This is a genomic window from Bradyrhizobium sp. BLXBL-01 (assembly GCF_051853025.1).
Taxonomy (GTDB): domain Bacteria; phylum Pseudomonadota; class Alphaproteobacteria; order Rhizobiales; family Xanthobacteraceae; genus Bradyrhizobium.
This window is the reverse complement of record NZ_CP182471.1, coordinates 3,440,840-3,457,597: the sequence shown is the minus strand read 5'-3', so window position 1 is coordinate 3,457,597 and position 16,758 is coordinate 3,440,840. Positions and strand designations below refer to the sequence as shown.

7 protein-coding genes are annotated in these 16,758 nt (G+C 63.5%); all 7 read right to left on the bottom strand.

The window, feature by feature from the left end; translation table 11 throughout:
* Positions 1 to 33 precede the first annotated feature (33 nt).
* Positions 34 to 2,106, bottom strand: coding sequence for an elongation factor G (fusA, locus tag ACNJYA_RS15840; RefSeq protein WP_212254949.1), 2,073 nt, complete (start codon positions 2,104 to 2,106; stop codon positions 34 to 36).
* A 33-nt stretch (positions 2,107 to 2,139) separates the two neighbouring features.
* A complete protein-coding gene (gene rpsG, locus ACNJYA_RS15835; protein WP_018647239.1) occupies positions 2,140 to 2,610 on the bottom strand; it encodes a 30S ribosomal protein S7 in 471 nt (156 codons plus the stop codon).
* 15 nt (positions 2,611 to 2,625) lie between these two features.
* Positions 2,626 to 2,997, bottom strand: a complete 372-nt coding sequence (rpsL, locus tag ACNJYA_RS15830) for a 30S ribosomal protein S12 (RefSeq protein ID WP_007603006.1) — start codon at positions 2,995 to 2,997, stop codon at positions 2,626 to 2,628.
* A gap of 887 nt (positions 2,998 to 3,884) precedes the next feature.
* Positions 3,885 to 5,891: an ABC transporter ATP-binding protein gene (locus ACNJYA_RS15825; RefSeq protein WP_439403217.1), complete on the bottom strand. Its 2,007-nt coding sequence runs from the start codon at positions 5,889 to 5,891 to the stop codon at positions 3,885 to 3,887.
* A gap of 134 nt (positions 5,892 to 6,025) precedes the next feature.
* A complete protein-coding gene (locus tag ACNJYA_RS15820) occupies positions 6,026 to 8,080 on the bottom strand; it encodes an FAD-dependent oxidoreductase (protein WP_439366847.1) in 2,055 nt (684 codons plus the stop codon).
* A 193-nt stretch (positions 8,081 to 8,273) separates the two neighbouring features.
* A complete protein-coding gene (gene rpoC / locus ACNJYA_RS15815) occupies positions 8,274 to 12,470 on the bottom strand; it encodes a DNA-directed RNA polymerase subunit beta' (protein ID WP_172783197.1) in 4,197 nt (1,398 codons plus the stop codon).
* A 129-nt stretch (positions 12,471 to 12,599) separates the two neighbouring features.
* Complete coding sequence (gene rpoB, locus ACNJYA_RS15810) at positions 12,600 to 16,724, bottom strand: DNA-directed RNA polymerase subunit beta (protein ID WP_124157675.1); 4,125 nt, start codon at positions 16,722 to 16,724, stop codon at positions 12,600 to 12,602.
* Between the last annotated feature and the right edge of the window lie 34 nt (positions 16,725 to 16,758).

Genomic DNA, 16,758 nt, shown 5'->3' with positions numbered 1-16,758 from the left:
TCCGTTCAATCGTCAGCTTTCAACCGACGACAATCAGGCAAACTTCTTCTGGACTTCTGCCGACACGTTGGCCGGCGCTTCTGCGTAGTGATCGAACTGCATGGTGAAGGTCGCGCGACCCTGGCTCATCGAGCGCAGATTGTTCACGTAACCGAACATGTTCATGAGCGGCACCATCGCGTTGATGACGTTGGCGTTGCCGCGCATGTCCTGACCCTGGATCTGACCGCGCCGGGAATTCAGGTCGCCGATGACCGAGCCGGTGTAGTCTTCCGGGGTCACCACCTCGACCTTCATGATCGGCTCGAGCAGGACGGACTTGCCCATCTGCAGCGCTTCGCGGAAGCAGGCACGCGAGGCGATTTCGAAGGCGAGCGCCGACGAGTCGACGTCGTGATACTTGCCGTCGACCAGCTGCACCTTGACGTCGACCACGGGGAATCCCGCGACCACGCCGGACGACAGCACGCTCTCCAGGCCCTTCTCGACGCCGGGGATGTATTCCTTCGGCACCGCGCCGCCGACGATCTTCGATTCGAACTCGAAGCCCTTGCCGGCTTCGTTCGGCTCGACGATGAACGACACGGCCGCGAACTGGCCGGTACCGCCGGTCTGCTTCTTGTGGGTGTAGCTGTGCTCCACCCGCTTGGTGATGCGCTCGCGGAACGCCACCTGCGGCGCGCCGATGTTGGCGTCGACCTTGTAGGTGCGCTTGAGGATGTCGACCTTGATGTCGAGATGGAGCTCGCCCATGCCCTTGAGGATGGTCTGGCCGGACTCGTGGTCGGTCGACACGCGGAAGGACGGATCCTCCGCGGCGAGCTTGGCCAGCGCCACGCCCAGCTTCTCCTGGTCGGCCTTGGACTTCGGCTCGATCGCGATCTCGATGACCGGCTCGGGGAATTCCATCTTCTCCAGGATCACCTGCTTGTCGGGATCGCACAGCGTGTCACCGGTGCGCGCTTCCTTCAGGCCGGCCAGCGCGACGATGTCGCCGGCGTAGGCTTCCTTGATGTCCTCGCGGTTGTTCGCATGCATCAACAGCATGCGCCCGATCCGCTCCTTCTTCTCGCGGGTCGAGTTCACGACGCCGGTGCCGCTCTGCAGAATGCCGGAGTAGATGCGGCAGAAGGTGATGGTGCCGACGAACGGGTCGTCCATGATCTTGAACGCGAGCAGCGCCAGCGGCTCCTTGTCGTCCGCCTTGCGCACGACTTCGTTGCCCTTGTCGTCGGTGCCCTTGATCGCGGGCACGTCGAGCGGCGACGGCAGGTAGTCGACGACGGCGTCGAGCAGCGGCTGCACGCCCTTGTTCTTGAAGGCCGAGCCGCACAGCACGGGATAAAACGCGCCGGTCAGCACCGCCTTGCGGATCAGGCGCTTCAGGGTCGCCTCGTCCGGCTCCTTGCCGTCGAGATAGGCGGCCATGGCGTCATCGTCGAGCTCGACGGCGGCTTCCACCATCTTCTCGCGGTATTCCTTGGCCTGGTCGACGAGGTCTTCCGGAATGTCGACATAGTCGAACTTCGCGCCGAGCGACTCGTCGTTCCAGACGACGCCCTTCATCTTCACGAGGTCGACGAGACCCTTGAAGTTGTTCTCGGCACCGATCGGAAGCTGGATCGCGACGGGCTTGGCGCCCAGACGATCGACGATGTCCGACAGACATTTGAAGAAGTCGGCACCGATCTTGTCCATCTTGTTGGCGAAGACGATGCGCGGAACCTTGTACTTGTCGCCCTGGCGCCAGACGGTCTCGGTCTGGGGCTCGACGCCCTGGTTGGAGTCGAGCACGCAGACGGCGCCGTCGAGCACGCGCAGCGAACGCTCGACTTCAATGGTGAAGTCGACGTGGCCGGGCGTGTCGATGATGTTCAGGCGCTTGCCGTTCCAGAACGCGGTGGTCGCGGCCGAGGTGATCGTGATGCCACGCTCCTGCTCCTGCTCCATCCAGTCCATCGTCGCGGCACCTTCGTGCACTTCGCCGATCTTGTGGCTCTTGCCGGTGTAATAGAGGATGCGCTCGGTGGTCGTGGTCTTGCCGGCGTCGATATGCGCCATGATACCGAAGTTACGGTAGTCCTCGATGGCATGTTGGCGGGGCATGGGTCGTTCCTTGCGAGTCCGAGTGTGTCGCCGTTACCAGCGGTAGTGCGAGAAGGCGCGGTTGGCTTCCGCCATGCGGTGCACGTCTTCGCGCTTCTTGACGGCGTTCCCCCGGTTGTTCGATGCGTCCAAGAGCTCCGCCGAGAGCCGCTCGGTCATCGTCTTCTCGTTGCGCTCGCGCGCAGCCGCGATCAGCCAGCGAATGCCGAGAGCCTGACGGCGGGTCGAGCGAACCTCGACCGGAACCTGGTAGGTCGCGCCGCCGACGCGGCGGGAGCGAACCTCGATGGTCGGCATGACGTTCTCGAGCGCCTGCTCGAACACGCCGAGCGGGTTCTGCTTGGTCTTGGATTCGATGATGCCGAACGCACCATAGACGATGCCTTCCGCAACCGACTTCTTGCCGGCGTACATCACCGAGTTCATGAACTTCGTGACGATGATGTTCCCGAACTTCGGATCCGGAAGAACTTCGCGCTTTTCCGCAGAGTGGCGACGAGACATAGGCTTGGTTCCCGCTTACTTCGGACGCTTGGCGCCGTACTTCGAACGACGCTGCTTACGGTTCTTGACGCCCTGGGTGTCCAGAACGCCGCGGAGGATGTGGTAGCGCACGCCCGGCAAGTCCTTGACGCGGCCGCCGCGGATCATGACCACCGAGTGCTCCTGGAGGTTATGGCCCTCGCCGGGGATGTAGCCGATCACCTCGAAGCCGTTGGTCAGGCGCACCTTGGCAACCTTACGAAGCGCCGAGTTCGGCTTCTTCGGGGTCGTGGTGTAGACGCGCGTGCAAACACCACGCTTCTGCGGCGACTGCTGCAGCGCCGGCACCTTCTTGCGCGACTTCTGCACTTCCCGCGGTTGAGCGATCAGCTGGTTGATCGTCGGCATACTGGCCTTCACCCTTTTTCTGCCGCGGCCCCTCTCGGGTCCGCTGTCTTGCCGCGGCCCGTTCACCGGGTCCGCAAATTCTGTTCGAGCCACCCGCCCGAGGAGGCCACCTTGCGCGAAATAACCCGCGCAAAGCGAAATTGCGCCAACCGCTCCATCAACGAGCGGAAAGCGCTTCGACGCCACAGAGGACCGCAGTCTTGAAGCCGTTCAGCGCAATGCCGCGGCCCGCACACTGAGGTCATGCATCCGAATTCGATCTCAAGAGAACGTGCTCGAGAGAACTAAAGTCGCACTGGCATTGCCTAGCTATGATCGACAGCGTTTGAGCGGCATTCGTCGAGGTTGGTGCCCGTCTTTGCGACCCCTGGCAGATCTAGTCTTTGGGGATCAACGGGTGGCCCGTTCCGACGCTGGCGATGCTCACCGCCTGTCGTTAAGTGAGGCGCTTTCTATAAGTGAGAATCGGTCAAGTCAAGGTGAAACGACAGTCACAAAGCGCTTCATGCGCCTGCCAAAATCGCTGTTTGCCGCCCTCGCCGCGCCGCCCCCAATATGGGACCTAAGTCTCCAATTCGCCAGCCCACAAGCAATTTATATCCGGACAAAAAGAAACTTTATTATCGGCGGCGAGGGGCTTTTGTGCTCGAAATGCGTTAAGGCGCGTTAATCTCTCCGCGTCGGCAGCAATCCGCGGCGAACATCACCATGATCGGCGTGGGGTGGTCCGGTCCAACCGACAACGGCGGTGTCGGCTGCACGGCGCTTTTCGACGGCCCGGCCGGTCTGCATGAGAGCCATCTGACCGCGTTTTTCGAATCGAAGAACTCGCCGCCAGGTTCGGCCCGCGCGCCACGGACCAGAATCACGGGCTCGCCACGGCCCGGTCAGTCCTCCTCGTCGTCGTCATCGTCGTCATCGTCGCCGTCGTCGCGGTCGTCGGCGGCGTGAGCTGCGGTGCCGTGGGGCTGGTGGATCTGATCGTTCCACAGCTTGCGATAGGTGCCGTTCTTGGCGAGCAGCTCGGCGTGGGAGCCGCGCTCGATCGCCCTGCCCCCTGAAATCACGATGATCTCGTCCATTTCGACCACCGAGGTCAGGCGGTGGGTCGACCAGATCATGGTGCGGCCCTTGGCGACCTTGAGCAGCGTGCGGTTGATCGCGGCCTCGGTGGTCTGGTCCAGCGCCGAGGTGGCTTCGTCCAGCAGCAGCACGGAGGGGTTCCGGATGATCGCGCGCGCGATCGCGATGCGCTGGCGCTGGCCGCCCGACAGCGTATCGCCGCGCTCGCCGACCGGCGTGTCGTAGCGCTGCGGCAGGCTCATGATGTAGCGGTGGATCTCGGCCTTCTTGGCGGCCTCCTCCACCTCCTCGTCGGTTGCGCCCTCCTTGCCGAGCCGGATGTTCTCGCGGATCGACATGTTGAACAGCATGTTCTCCTGGAACACCACCGCCATGCTCCGGCGCAGCGAGTCCAGCGTCACCTTGCGGACGTCGACGCCGTCGATGGCGACGCGGCCTTCGTCGGGCACGTAGAGCCGCAGGATCAGATTCAGCAGCGTGCTCTTGCCGGAGCCGCTCGGACCGACGATCGCGATGCGCTTGCCGGCATTGAGCTTGAGGCTGAGATTGTCCAGCACCGGCGTCTGGCTACCCTCGTACTGGAAGGTGACGTGATCGAAAGTGATGTCGTTGGTGATGCGCGGCAGGTCCGGCGCGCCGGGACGATCGGCCCCGCGGGTCGGCTCGTCGAGCAGTTCCTGAATGTGACGGATCGCGGCGGCCGAGGAGATCGACACCGGGATGAAATGCATCACATGGGCGATGTTGTAGGAGACCTCCCAGAACGCGCTCTCGAAGGTGACGAAGGTGCCGATGGTGATCTGGCCCTTGGTCGCCAGATAGGCGCCGATCGCGAGCACCACCAGGTGCAGGAGGAGCACCGAGATGGTGACCGTCCGCTCCACCATGGTCGAGAGGAATGTGGCCGAGGCAATCCTGTTGCGGGTCTCGTCGTTGCGCAAGGTGAAGAAACCGAACATCTTGCGTTGCAGGCTGAACGCCTTGATCACCGCCTGGGCCGCCACGTTCTCCTGCACCAGGCCGAGCAGCGCCGATTCGTTGAGCTTCTGCTCGTAATTGGCCTGCACCGCCTTCGGCGTCAGGATCCGGGGGCCGATCAGCGTGATCGGGAACACCAGCAGGGCGACGACGGCGAGCTGCCAGTTGAGGAAGACCATCAGGATAATGCCGGCGATCAGTTCCAGGAACGGCAGCGCGGCACTGTTGGCGAACGTCTTGACCGCGCCTTCGAAGGCCGAGAGATCGACCGAGAAGCGCGACAGGATCTCGCCGCGCCGGGTGCGGCCGAAATAGGCCGCCGGCAAATCCTGAACGTGCTCGAACAGGCGCTTGCGGACATCGGAGATGATGCAAGCGGCAAGGCGCGCGTCCCAGCGTTCGTACCAGACCGCAACGATCGAGGTGAAGATGCCGGCGACGGCGAGCACGCCGAGGATCTTGTAGAGCGCCTGAAAATCCTCCTCGCCGAGCGCATCGTCGATCAGGAACTTGAGGCTGAGCGGCATGATGACGTTGAACAACGTCTCGATCACGACGCCGAATGCCACGAATGACAGCATCCGCTTGTAATTGGAGAGATAGGGCTTGACGAACCCGACGATGGTCGCGAGGGCGCCGGCAGCTTCGCGCGCGGTAAAGACGACGAGGTCCTCGTCTTCTTCGTCGTCGTCCTCGAGCTCAAGCTCGTCATCCGCCTCATCGTCGTCGTCCTCGTCGAGGTCCGGCTTGGCGACGGCAAGCTTGTCGTCGAGCTCGGCCGCCTCTTCCGCGGCGAGCTTCTGTTTGTCGGGCGGGAGGGGTTTGGACGCCATGAAACCAACCGATGCTGACGGCCGGCATGACCGCAGAGAACGCAGGAATAGCGGCAACCGCTATTGCACCGATTCTATGCGATCAGGATGAATTCGGCAAAACAATTGGCGAACTCGATCCGCGTTCCCTGGGACTAGTCCTCGTCCTCGACCTTGTCGAAGAAGGAATAGCGCAAGCTGTCCGCGTCGGCGTACCACTGCCCCGGCCCCTTGTTGGCGGCGAGTGTCGCCTCCCACAGCGCATCGGTGCAATCCTTGCGGTGCATCGACAGGTCGAAGCCGTTGCCGAAGAACAGCTCGGACCATTCCCACCAGGTGCCGAGCTTCTTGACCCCGCGCAGGAGGTCGTAGCGGTCGATCAATGCCGGCGCCATGTCCGAGGTGATGGAGCCGAACACGAGGCCGGTCTTGACCACGCGGTTGAACTCGCGGATGGCGCGGACCACCTGCTTCGGGGAAACGTGGCAGAGGCTGGTCTCGAACACGAAGTCGAACGTGCCGTCCTTGAACGGCATGTCGGTGATCGAGCCGAGCTTGTTGTACTTCTTCAGCGCCTTCGGCGTCTTGGCATGGATGGCGCGGTTGTTCTCCATCCCCCATGCATCGATGCCGCGATCGCGCAGCGCGCCGACCAGTTCGCCGCTGGCGGAGCCCGCGATGAGCAGCTTGGCGCCCGCCGCCTTGCCCCAGACGATGCCGATCAGCTTGGTCAGGTAGTCGGGATCGGTGAAGTGCCGCCACGCCTGGTGATAGGGGCCGAGGCCGCGATAATTCTCGAAATAATCGCGATCGATCTTGTCAGAGAGCGGCTTCTCGCTCTGCGCGCGTTCGCGGCGCAAGCGCATCATCTCGGTCAGGATGATGTCGGTCGCCGCGTCCGAGGAATCGAGCAGGCCGTTCAGCGTCGAATCGAACAGATAGTCGCCGACCACCACGATGCCGGGGTGCTCCTTCGGCTCGGGCCGGTGATTGGTCATGACGTCGCGCACGGGCAAGCCACCAGGCAGCGCGTTCACCGAGGACAGCCAGCGATGGATCTTGCCTTCGATGAAGTGCAGACGCGCGTCGCCGAGAGAGGCCGGCAGCGACTTCAGGGCGGCATCGATCAGCTCCTGGTCCGACAGATTGGCAAAAGCCAGCGCGTCGGAGCCGGGAATAAGCCAGTTCAGAACACCATGCTTGCCGACGTCGTGACGTGCGCCCTCGTTGTAGACGCAGCAGCCGCCGAAGGCTTCCGACATGAACCATGCGCCCGGAATCCTGTCGCCCCAGAACGGCTCGTCGAACAGGATCGAGACGCGCAAATAATGCGCGGGCCGGTCGAAGTATGAGACGTGCTTGACCATCGACTTGCGCAGCTGCTCGCCTTCCCACCCCATGGTGGCGAGCCAGGAATGCGGCAGGCAGACCAGCACGAGATCGAAGTCGCGCGTCTCCGGACCCTTGCCGTTCATCATCTTGAGCTGATAGCGGCCGGTCGGCGCCTTGCCGACGGTGAGCACGCGGTGATTGAGCTGGATGTCGGCATTGACCTCCGACTGCAGGCATTCGATCAGCTGCTCGTTGCCGTTCTGGATGGAATAGAGGCCGATATAGCCGTCGACGTCCATCAGATAGTTCTTGAGCGCGTTGAGGCCGTTGGTGTTGTGGCTTTCGGTCGCGATGTCGGAGCGCGCCATCACCTTGAAGAAGCGCTTTGCGATGGCGTCCTCGACCTCCTCGTCGAGCACCTGCTCGGCCGTCTTGTAGGCCCAGGGATGCTCGTTGTCGTGCGCGCCGACGCCCTCGTAATATTCCACCGGCGACATCACCTCGGCGCAGCGCTTGCGGAAGGCTTCGATCGCGGCCGCAGTCTTGGCGCCGTATTTGCGGCGCATGCCCGGAACGTCGTTGAGCAGCTCACCGCCGAACTGGACCTGCTCGGCATCCATCGGAATGGTCTGGAGTCCGAAATGCTGGATCAGCTCGCGCAAGGGGTCCGGGCCCGTCATCGAGTAGTCGTAGATCTCGGCAACGCCGGCCTCGTACATCGCGGGCGCCGAATCGAACGTGCGCGTGACGATCTTGCCGCCGAGCCGGTCGGAGGCCTCGTAGATGGTGACGCGGCAGAGGTCGCCGAGCTTGCGCTTCAGGTACCAGGCGCTCATCAGCCCGCCGGGGCCGCCGCCTACGATTGCAAGATCAAGCATGAGAGTTCCGTGGTCTTCCGGCCCTGCCCCCTTCACGGGACCACCGGTCTAAGTCGCCTTAGCAGAAGCGCTTTTGCGGCTGAAGGAAAGATGAACAAAGGGCGATCCTGCATCGCAGCAAGCAAAGAAAGCAGCAAAAAGGCCGGCAAAAGCCGGCCTTTTCATTGTCCTCGGTATTCCTACGGATGAACGATCATTCCGCAGGCGGCAGCGCGGGAAGCTCGGCTTCCGGCGCCGGCGACACGACGGCGGCCTGCTTCTCGCGCTCGTCCAGGATCAGCTTGTCGCGCTTCATGGCGACTTCGCGGATCTTGGCCATGGAGGCGCCGGTGCCCGCCGGGATCAGCCGGCCGACGATGACGTTCTCCTTGAGGCCTTCGAGCGGATCGATCTTGCCGTTGACCGCCGCCTCGGTGAGGACGCGGGTGGTCTCCTGGAACGATGCCGCCGAGAAGAAGGAGCGGGTCTGGAGGCTCGCCTTGGTGATGCCGAGCAGAACCGGCGTTCCCGTGGCGGGCTTCTTGCCCTCTTCCCTGGCCTTCTCGTTCAGCGCGTCGAACTCGATCTTGTCGACCTGCTCGCCGGAGATCATGTCCGTGTCGCCCTGGTCGGTGACTTCCACCTTCTGGAGCATCTGACGGACAATCACCTCGATGTGCTTGTCGTTGATGAGCACGCCCTGCAGCCGGTAGACCTCCTGGATCTCGTTGACCAGATAGGCCGCGAGCTCCTCGATGCCCTTGACCGCAAGGATGTCGTGCGGCGCCGGGTTGCCTTCCACGATGAAGTCGCCCTTTTCGACGACGTCGCCGTCCTGAAGGTGGATGTGCTTGCCCTTCGGGATCAGGTACTCGCGCGGCTCGTCGGTCTTGTCCATCGGCTCGATCGAGATGCGACGCTTGTTCTTGTAGTCGCGCCCGAACCGGATGGTGCCCGCGATTTCGGCGATGATCGCCGCATCCTTCGGGCGCCGAGCCTCGAACAGTTCCGCCACCCGCGGCAGACCGCCGGTGATGTCACGCGTCTTGGCGCTTTCGGTCGAGACACGGGCGAGGATGTCGCCCGGCTGGACCTTGGCTCCGATGTCGACCGAGAGAATGGCGTCGACCGACAGCATGTAGCGGGCGTCGCCGCCACGGGCGAGCTTGAGCACCTTGCCGTCCTTGCCCTTGATCACGATGGCCGGACGCAGGTCCGAGCCGCCGCGCGTCGAGCGCCAGTCGATGACCACGCGCTTGGCGATACCGGTGGCCTCGTCGAGCGTTTCCGAGATCGACTGTCCCTCGACCAGATCCTCGAAGCCGATGGTACCTTCGACCTCGGTGAGCAGCGGACGGGTGTAGGGATCCCACTCGACGATGCGCTGGCCGCGCTTGACCATGTCGCCCTCGTCGACGTGCAGGCGCGAACCGTACTGGATACGGTGCGTCGCACGCTCGGTGCCGTCGGCATCGACGATCGCGACAACCATGTTGCGCACCATCGCGATCAGGTGACCTTCGCTGTTGCGGGCGATGGCCTTGTTCCTGATCACGATCTTGCCGTCGAAGTTGGCTTCGACGAAGGACTGCTCGTTGAGCTGCGCCGCACCGCCGATGTGGAAGGTGCGCATGGTGAGCTGGGTGCCCGGCTCGCCGATCGACTGCGCCGCGATGACGCCGACCGCTTCGCCGTGGTTGACCGGCGTGCCGCGGGCGAGGTCGCGGCCGTAGCACTTGCCGCAGATGCCGTTGACGAGCTCGCAGGTCAGTGCCGAGCGGATCTTCACCTCCTGGATGCCTGCCTGATGGATGGCATCCACGTGGCTCTCTTCCATCAGCGTGTCGCGCTTGACGATCACCTGGCCGGAGCTGTCACGCACGTCTTCGCAGGCCGTGCGTCCGAGGATGCGCGAGCCGAGCGAGGCGACCACGGTGCCGGCATCGACGATGGCCCGCATCTTGATGCCGAGCTTGGTGCCGCAATCGCTCTGCGTGATGATGCAGTCCTGCGCCACGTCGACGAGACGACGGGTCAGGTAGCCGGAGTTCGCGGTCTTCAACGCAGTGTCCGCGAGGCCCTTGCGGGCGCCGTGGGTCGAGTTGAAGTACTCGAGCACCGAGAGGCCTTCCTTGAAGTTCGAGATGATCGGCGTCTCGATGATCTCGCCCGACGGCTTGGCCATCAGGCCGCGCATGCCCGCGAGCTGGCGCATCTGGGCCGGCGAACCGCGGGCACCGGAGTGAGCCATCATGTAGATCGAGTTGATGTCGGCGTCGGCTCCGCTCGCCGTCTTCTTGGTGGCGGAGATCTCCTTCATCATCGCCTTGGCGATTTCTTCCGTGGCCTTCGACCAGGCGTCGACGACCTTGTTGTACTTCTCGCCATGGGTGATCAGACCGTCGTTGTACTGCTGCTCGAAATCCTTCGCCAGCGTACGGGTGGTGTCGACGATCTTCCACTTGCCGTGCGGCACGACCATGTCGTCCTTGCCGAACGAGATGCCGGCCTTGAACGCGTTGTAGAAGCCGAGCGCCATGATGCGGTCGCAGAAGATCACCGTCTCCTTCTGGCCGCAGTGGCGGTAGACTTGGTCGATGACGCCGGAGATCTCGCGCTTGGTCATCAGCTTGTTGATGATCTCGTAGGAGATGCGCGGGTTCTTCGGCAGCAGATTGCCGAGCATGACGCGGCCGGCGGTGGTCTCGATCCAGCGCTTGGAGACCTTGCCGGTCTCGTCCATGCCCTCCCACCGGTACTTGATCTTGGTGTGGAGGTGGATGACCTTCGCGTGCAGCGCGTGCTCGAGCTCGGCCATGTCGCCGAACACCTTGCCCTCGCCGGGCAGTCCTTCGCGCATGATCGAGACGTAGTACAGGCCGAGCACGATGTCCTGCGACGGCACGATGATCGGCTGGCCGTTCGCCGGATGCAGGATGTTGTTGGTCGACATCATCAGGACGCGCGCTTCCAGCTGCGCTTCGAGCGACAGCGGAACGTGCACGGCCATCTGGTCGCCGTCGAAGTCGGCGTTGAACGCGGAGCAGACCAGCGGGTGAAGCTGGATCGCCTTGCCCTCGATCAGCACGGGCTCGAACGCCTGAATGCCGAGGCGGTGCAGCGTCGGTGCGCGGTTGAGCAGCACCGGATGCTCGCGGATCACCTCGTCCAGGATGTCCCAGACCTCGGGCCGTTCCTTCTCGACCAGCTTCTTGGCCTGCTTCACGGTGGTGGACAGGCCCTTGGCGTCGAGCCGCGAATAGATGAACGGCTTGAACAGCTCGAGCGCCATCTTCTTCGGCAGGCCGCACTGATGCAGGCGCAGCTCGGGACCGACCACGATCACCGAACGGCCCGAATAGTCGACGCGCTTGCCGAGCAGGTTCTGGCGGAAGCGGCCCTGCTTGCCCTTGAGCATGTCGGCGAGCGACTTCAGCGGACGCTTGTTGGCGCCGGTGATGACGCGGCCGCGGCGGCCGTTGTCGAACAGCGCATCGACCGCTTCCTGAAGCATGCGCTTCTCGTTGCGGATGATGATGTCGGGCGCGCGCAGCTCCATCAGCCGCTTCAAGCGGTTGTTGCGGTTGATGACGCGGCGATAGAGGTCGTTGAGATCAGAGGTCGCGAAGCGGCCGCCGTCCAGCGGCACCAGCGGACGCAGGTCCGGCGGAATCACCGGGATCACGGTCATGATCATCCATTCCGGCTTGTTGCCGGAATGGCGGAACGCTTCCACGATCTTCAGGCGCTTGGCGAGCTTCTTGTGCTTGATGTCGGAGTCGGTCTCCTGCATCTCGGCACGCAGCGAGGCCTCAAGCTTCTCGAGGTCCATGCCCTTGAGCAGCTCGCGGATCGCCTCGGCGCCGATCATGGCGGTGAAGCTGTCCTGGCCGTACTCGTCCTGGGCCTTCAGATACTCGTCTTCCGACAGCAGCTGACGGTCCTTCAGCGCGGTGAGGCCCGGCTCGAGCACGACGTAATATTCGAAGTAGAGGATCCGCTCGAGATCCTTCAGCGTCATGTCGAGCAGGAGGCCGATGCGCGAGGGCAGCGACTTCAGGAACCAGATGTGGGCGACGGGGGCTGCGAGCTCGATATGGCCCATGCGCTCGCGCCGGACGCGCGACAGCGTGACCTCGACCGAGCACTTCTCGCAGATGATGCCCTTGTACTTCATGCGCTTGTACTTGCCGCACAAGCACTCGTAGTCCTTGATCGGCCCGAAGATGCGGGCGCAGAACAGGCCGTCGCGCTCGGGCTTGAAGGTGCGATAGTTGATGGTCTCCGGCTTCTTGATCTCGCCGTAGGACCAGGACAGAATCTTCTCTGGAGACGCGATCGAGATCCGGATCTGGTCGAAGACCTGAGCCGGCGTCGTCGGGTTGAAGAGATTCATAATTTCTTGGTTCATCGTCTTCTCCTCGCGTGCCGGTCGCCTCCGGCCGCAAATTCGAAAATCACTTCTGCACGGCACTCTGCCCTCAAGGCCTCGGGCGGGGCGCCGATGCCCGGCCGCGAAGGCCGGGCATGACAGGTCGAATTACTCGGCCGCTTCCGACGTCGGCGCCGGTCCCATCTTGGAGTTGTGCAGGTCGACGTTGAGGCCGAGCGAGCGCATTTCCTTGACCAGCACGTTGAACGATTCCGGAATACCGGCCTCGAACGTGTCGTCGCCGCGCACGATCGCCTCGTACACCTTGGTACGGCCGGCGACGTCGTCCGACTTCACCGTCAGCATCTCCTGGAGCGTGTACGCCGCGCCGTAAGCCTCGAGCGCCCACACCTCCATTTCGCCGAAGCGCTGGCCGCCGAACTGCGCCTTGCCGCCCAGCGGCTGCTGGGTGACGAGCGAGTACGGACCGATCGAACGCGCATGGATCTTGTCGTCGACCAGATGGTGCAGCTTGAGCATGTAGATGTAGCCCACCGTCACCTTGCGATCGAACGGATCGCCGGTGCGGCCGTCATAGACGGTCGACTGACCCGAAGCGTCGAGACCGGCCAGCTTCAGCATCTCTTCGATGTCGGCTTCCTTGGCGCCGTCGAACACCGGGGTTGCGATCGGCACGCCGCGGCTGAGGTTATGGCCGAGTTCGAGCAGCTCGTTGTCGTTGAGCGACTTGATCGTCTCGTCCTCGCCGTACACCTTCTTCAAGGTTTCCTTCAGCGGCTTGATGTCCTGCTTCGACAGGTATGCATCGACGGTCTGGCCGATACGCTTGCCGAGGCCGGCGCAGGCCCAGCCGAGATGGGTCTCGAGGATCTGTCCGACGTTCATGCGCGAAGGCACGCCGAGCGGATTGAGCACGATGTCGGCATGCGTGCCGTCTTCGAGGAACGGCATGTCCTCGATCGGCACGATCTTCGACACCACGCCCTTGTTGCCGTGGCGGCCGGCCATCTTGTCGCCGGGCTGGATCTTGCGCTTCACCGCGACGAAGACCTTGACCATCTTCATCACGCCGGGCGGCAATTCGTCACCGCGCTGAAGCTTCTCGACCTTGTCGAGGAAGCGCTGTTCCAGCCCCTTCTTCGACTCGTCGTACTGCTTCCGCATGGCCTCGATCTCGGCCATCAGCTTGTCGTTCGGCGAAGCGAACAGCCACCATTGCGACTTCGGGTACTCCTCGAGCACCGCGCGGGTGATCTTGGTGTCCTTCTTGAAGCCCTTGGGACCTGCAATGCCCTGCCGCCCCTCGAGCAGCTCGGCAAGACGGTTGTAGACGTTGCGGTCCAGGATCGCCTGCTCGTCGTCGCGGTCCTTGGCAAGGCGCTCGATCTCCTCCCGCTCGATCGCCAGCGCACGCTCGTCCTTGTCGACGCCGTGGCGGTTGAACACGCGCACTTCGACGATCGTGCCCTGCACGCCCGGGGGAACGCGCAGCGAGGTGTCGCGGACGTCGGAGGCCTTCTCGCCGAAGATGGCGCGCAGCAGCTTCTCTTCCGGCGTCATCGGGCTTTCGCCCTTCGGCGTGATCTTGCCGACCAGGATGTCGCCGGCGCGCACTTCCGCGCCGATGTAGACGATACCGGCTTCGTCGAGGTTCTTCAGCGCTTCTTCCGAGACGTTCGGAATGTCGCGGGTGATTTCCTCGGGTCCGAGCTTGGTGTCGCGGGCCATCACCTCGAACTCCTCGATGTGGATCGAGGTGAAGACGTCTTCCTTCACGATCCGCTCGGAGAGCAGGATCGAGTCTTCGAAGTTGTAGCCGTTCCATGGCATGAACGCGACCAGCACGTTGCGCCCCAGAGCGAGCTCGCCGAGATCGGTCGAGGGACCGTCGGCGATGATGTCGCCCTTCTTGACGATGTCGCCGACCTTCACCAGCGGACGCTGGTTGATGCAGGTCGACTGGTTGGAGCGCTGGTACTTCATGAGGCGGTAGATATCGACGCCCGACTTGGTCGGATCGAGATCTTCCGTGGCGCGGATGACGACGCGGGTCGCGTCGATCTGGTCGATCACGCCCGAACGGCGCGCCGCGATCGCAGCGCCCGAGTCGCGGGCAACCACGCCCTCCATGCCGGTGCCGACGAACGGCGCCTCGGCGCGAACCAGCGGCACCGCCTGGCGCTGCATGTTCGAGCCCATCAGCGCGCGGTTGGCGTCGTCGTTCTCGAGGAACGGGATCAGCGCCGCGGCGACCGAAACGAGCTGCTTCGGCGACACGTCCATGTAGTCGACCTTGTCGGGCGTCATCGGCACGACGTCGCGGGTGCCGCTCGAACGGCAGACCACGAGGTCTTCGGTGAAGCGGCCCTTGGCGTCGACCGGCACGTTGGCCTGGGCCACGGAATAGCGCCCTTCCTCCATCGCCGACAGGTACACGACCTCGTCGGTGACACGACCATCCTTGACCTTGCGATACGGCGTCTCGACGAAGCCGTACTTGTTCACGCGCGCGAAGGTCGCGAGCGAGTTGATCAGGCCGATGTTCGGACCTTCCGGCGTCTCGATCGGGCAGATGCGGCCGTAATGCGTCGGATGCACGTCGCGCACCTCGAAGCCGGCGCGCTCGCGGGTCAGACCGCCCGGTCCGAGCGCCGAGAGGCGGCGCTTATGGGTGATCTCGCTGAGCGGGTTGGTCTGGTCCATGAACTGCGAGAGCTGCGAGGAGCCGAAGAACTCGCGCACCGCGGCGGCCGCCGGCTTGGCGTTGATCAGGTCCTGCGGCATGACCGTGTCGATGTCGACCGAGGACATGCGCTCCTTGATCGCGCGCTCCATGCGCAACAGGCCGATGCGGTACTGGTTCTCCATGAGCTCGCCGACCGAACGCACACGGCGGTTGCCGAGATGGTCGATGTCGTCGATCTCGCCCTTGCCGTCGCGCAGATCCACCAGCGTCTTGATGACGGAGAGGATGTCCTCCTTGCGCAGCGTGCGCTGGGTATCGGGCGCATCGAGGTCGAGGCGCATGTTCATCTTGACGCGGCCGACCGCGGAGAGGTCGTAGCGCTCGGCGTCGAAGAACAGCGACTGGAACATGGCCTGCGCCGATTCCAGCGTCGGCGGCTCGCCTGGACGCATCACGCGGTAGATGTCGAACAGCGCGTCCTCGCGCGTCATGTTCTTGTCGGCCGAGAGCGTGTTGCGGATGTAGGGGCCGACATTGACGTGGTCGATGTCGAGCAGCGGCAGCTCCTTGTAGCCCTGCTCGTTGAGCGCCTTCATCAGCTTGTCGGTGATCTCCTCACCGGCCTCGGCGTGGATCTCGCCGGTCTTGGGGTTGACGAGATCCTCGGCGACGTAGTTGCCGACCAGCTCCTCATCGGCCATGCGCAGCGCCTTCAGCCCCTTTTCCTGGAGCTGGCGGGCGGCGCGGACGGTGAGCTTCTTGCCGGCCTCGAGCACGACCTTGCCGGTGTCGGCATCGATCAGGTCGTTGACCGTGGAGTAGCCGCGGAAGCGGTTGGCGTCGAACGGAACGCGCCAGCCTTCCTTGGTCCGCTTGTAGAGAATCTTCTTGTAGAACGTGGACAGGATCGCCTCGCCGTCGAGACCGAGGGCGAACATCAGCGACGTCACCGGAATCTTGCGGCGACGGTCGATACGCGCATAGACGATGTCCTTGGCGTCGAACTCGATGTCGAGCCAGGAGCCGCGATACGGGATGACGCGGGCGGCGAACAGCAGCTTGCCCGAGGAATGGGTCTTGCCCTTGTCGTGGTCGAAGAACACGCCGGGCGAACGGTGCATCTGCGAGACGATGACGCGCTCGGTGCCGTTGACGATGAAGGTGCCGTTCATCGTCATGAGCGGAATGTCGCCCATGTAGACGTCCTGCTCCTTGATGTCCTTCACCGACTTCGCACCGGTTTCCTCGTCGATATCGAACACGATGAGGCGCAGCGTCACCTTGAGGGGCGCAGCGAAGGTCATGCCGCGCTGGCGGCACTCGTCGACGTCGTATTTGGGCTGCTCGAACTCGTAGCGGACGAATTCCAGCATCGAGGTGCCCGAGAAGTCGGAGATCGGAAACACCGAGCGGAACACCGCCTGCAGACCCTCGTCGAGACGTCCGCCCTGGGGTTCGTCCACCATCAGGAACTGGTCATAGGACGCCTTCTGAACCTCGATGAGGTTCGGCATCTCGGCGACTTCCTTGATGTGTCCGAAGAACTTGCGAACGCGTTTGCGACCGGTGAATGTCTGCTGCGCCATCGTGGCCTCTCATTTTCGTCGCCCGCCCTGGGCG

Bases quoted from the DNA above. Each gene is read 5' to 3' on its own strand.
- rpsL (WP_007603006.1), bottom strand. From the start codon at position 2,997: ATGCCGACGATCAACCAGCTGATCGCTCAACCGCGGGAAGTGCAGAAG.
- rpoB (WP_124157675.1), bottom strand. From the start codon at position 16,724: ATGGCGCAGCAGACATTCACCGGTCGCAAACGCGTTCGCAAGTTCTTC.
- fusA (WP_212254949.1), bottom strand. From the start codon at position 2,106: ATGCCCCGCCAACATGCCATCGAGGACTACCGTAACTTCGGTATCATG.
- rpsG (WP_018647239.1), bottom strand. From the start codon at position 2,610: ATGTCTCGTCGCCACTCTGCGGAAAAGCGCGAAGTTCTTCCGGATCCG.
- rpoC (WP_172783197.1), bottom strand. From the start codon at position 12,470: ATGAACCAAGAAATTATGAATCTCTTCAACCCGACGACGCCGGCTCAG.
- ACNJYA_RS15825 (WP_439403217.1), bottom strand. From the start codon at position 5,891: ATGGCGTCCAAACCCCTCCCGCCCGACAAACAGAAGCTCGCCGCGGAA.
- ACNJYA_RS15820 (WP_439366847.1), bottom strand. From the start codon at position 8,080: ATGCTTGATCTTGCAATCGTAGGCGGCGGCCCCGGCGGGCTGATGAGC.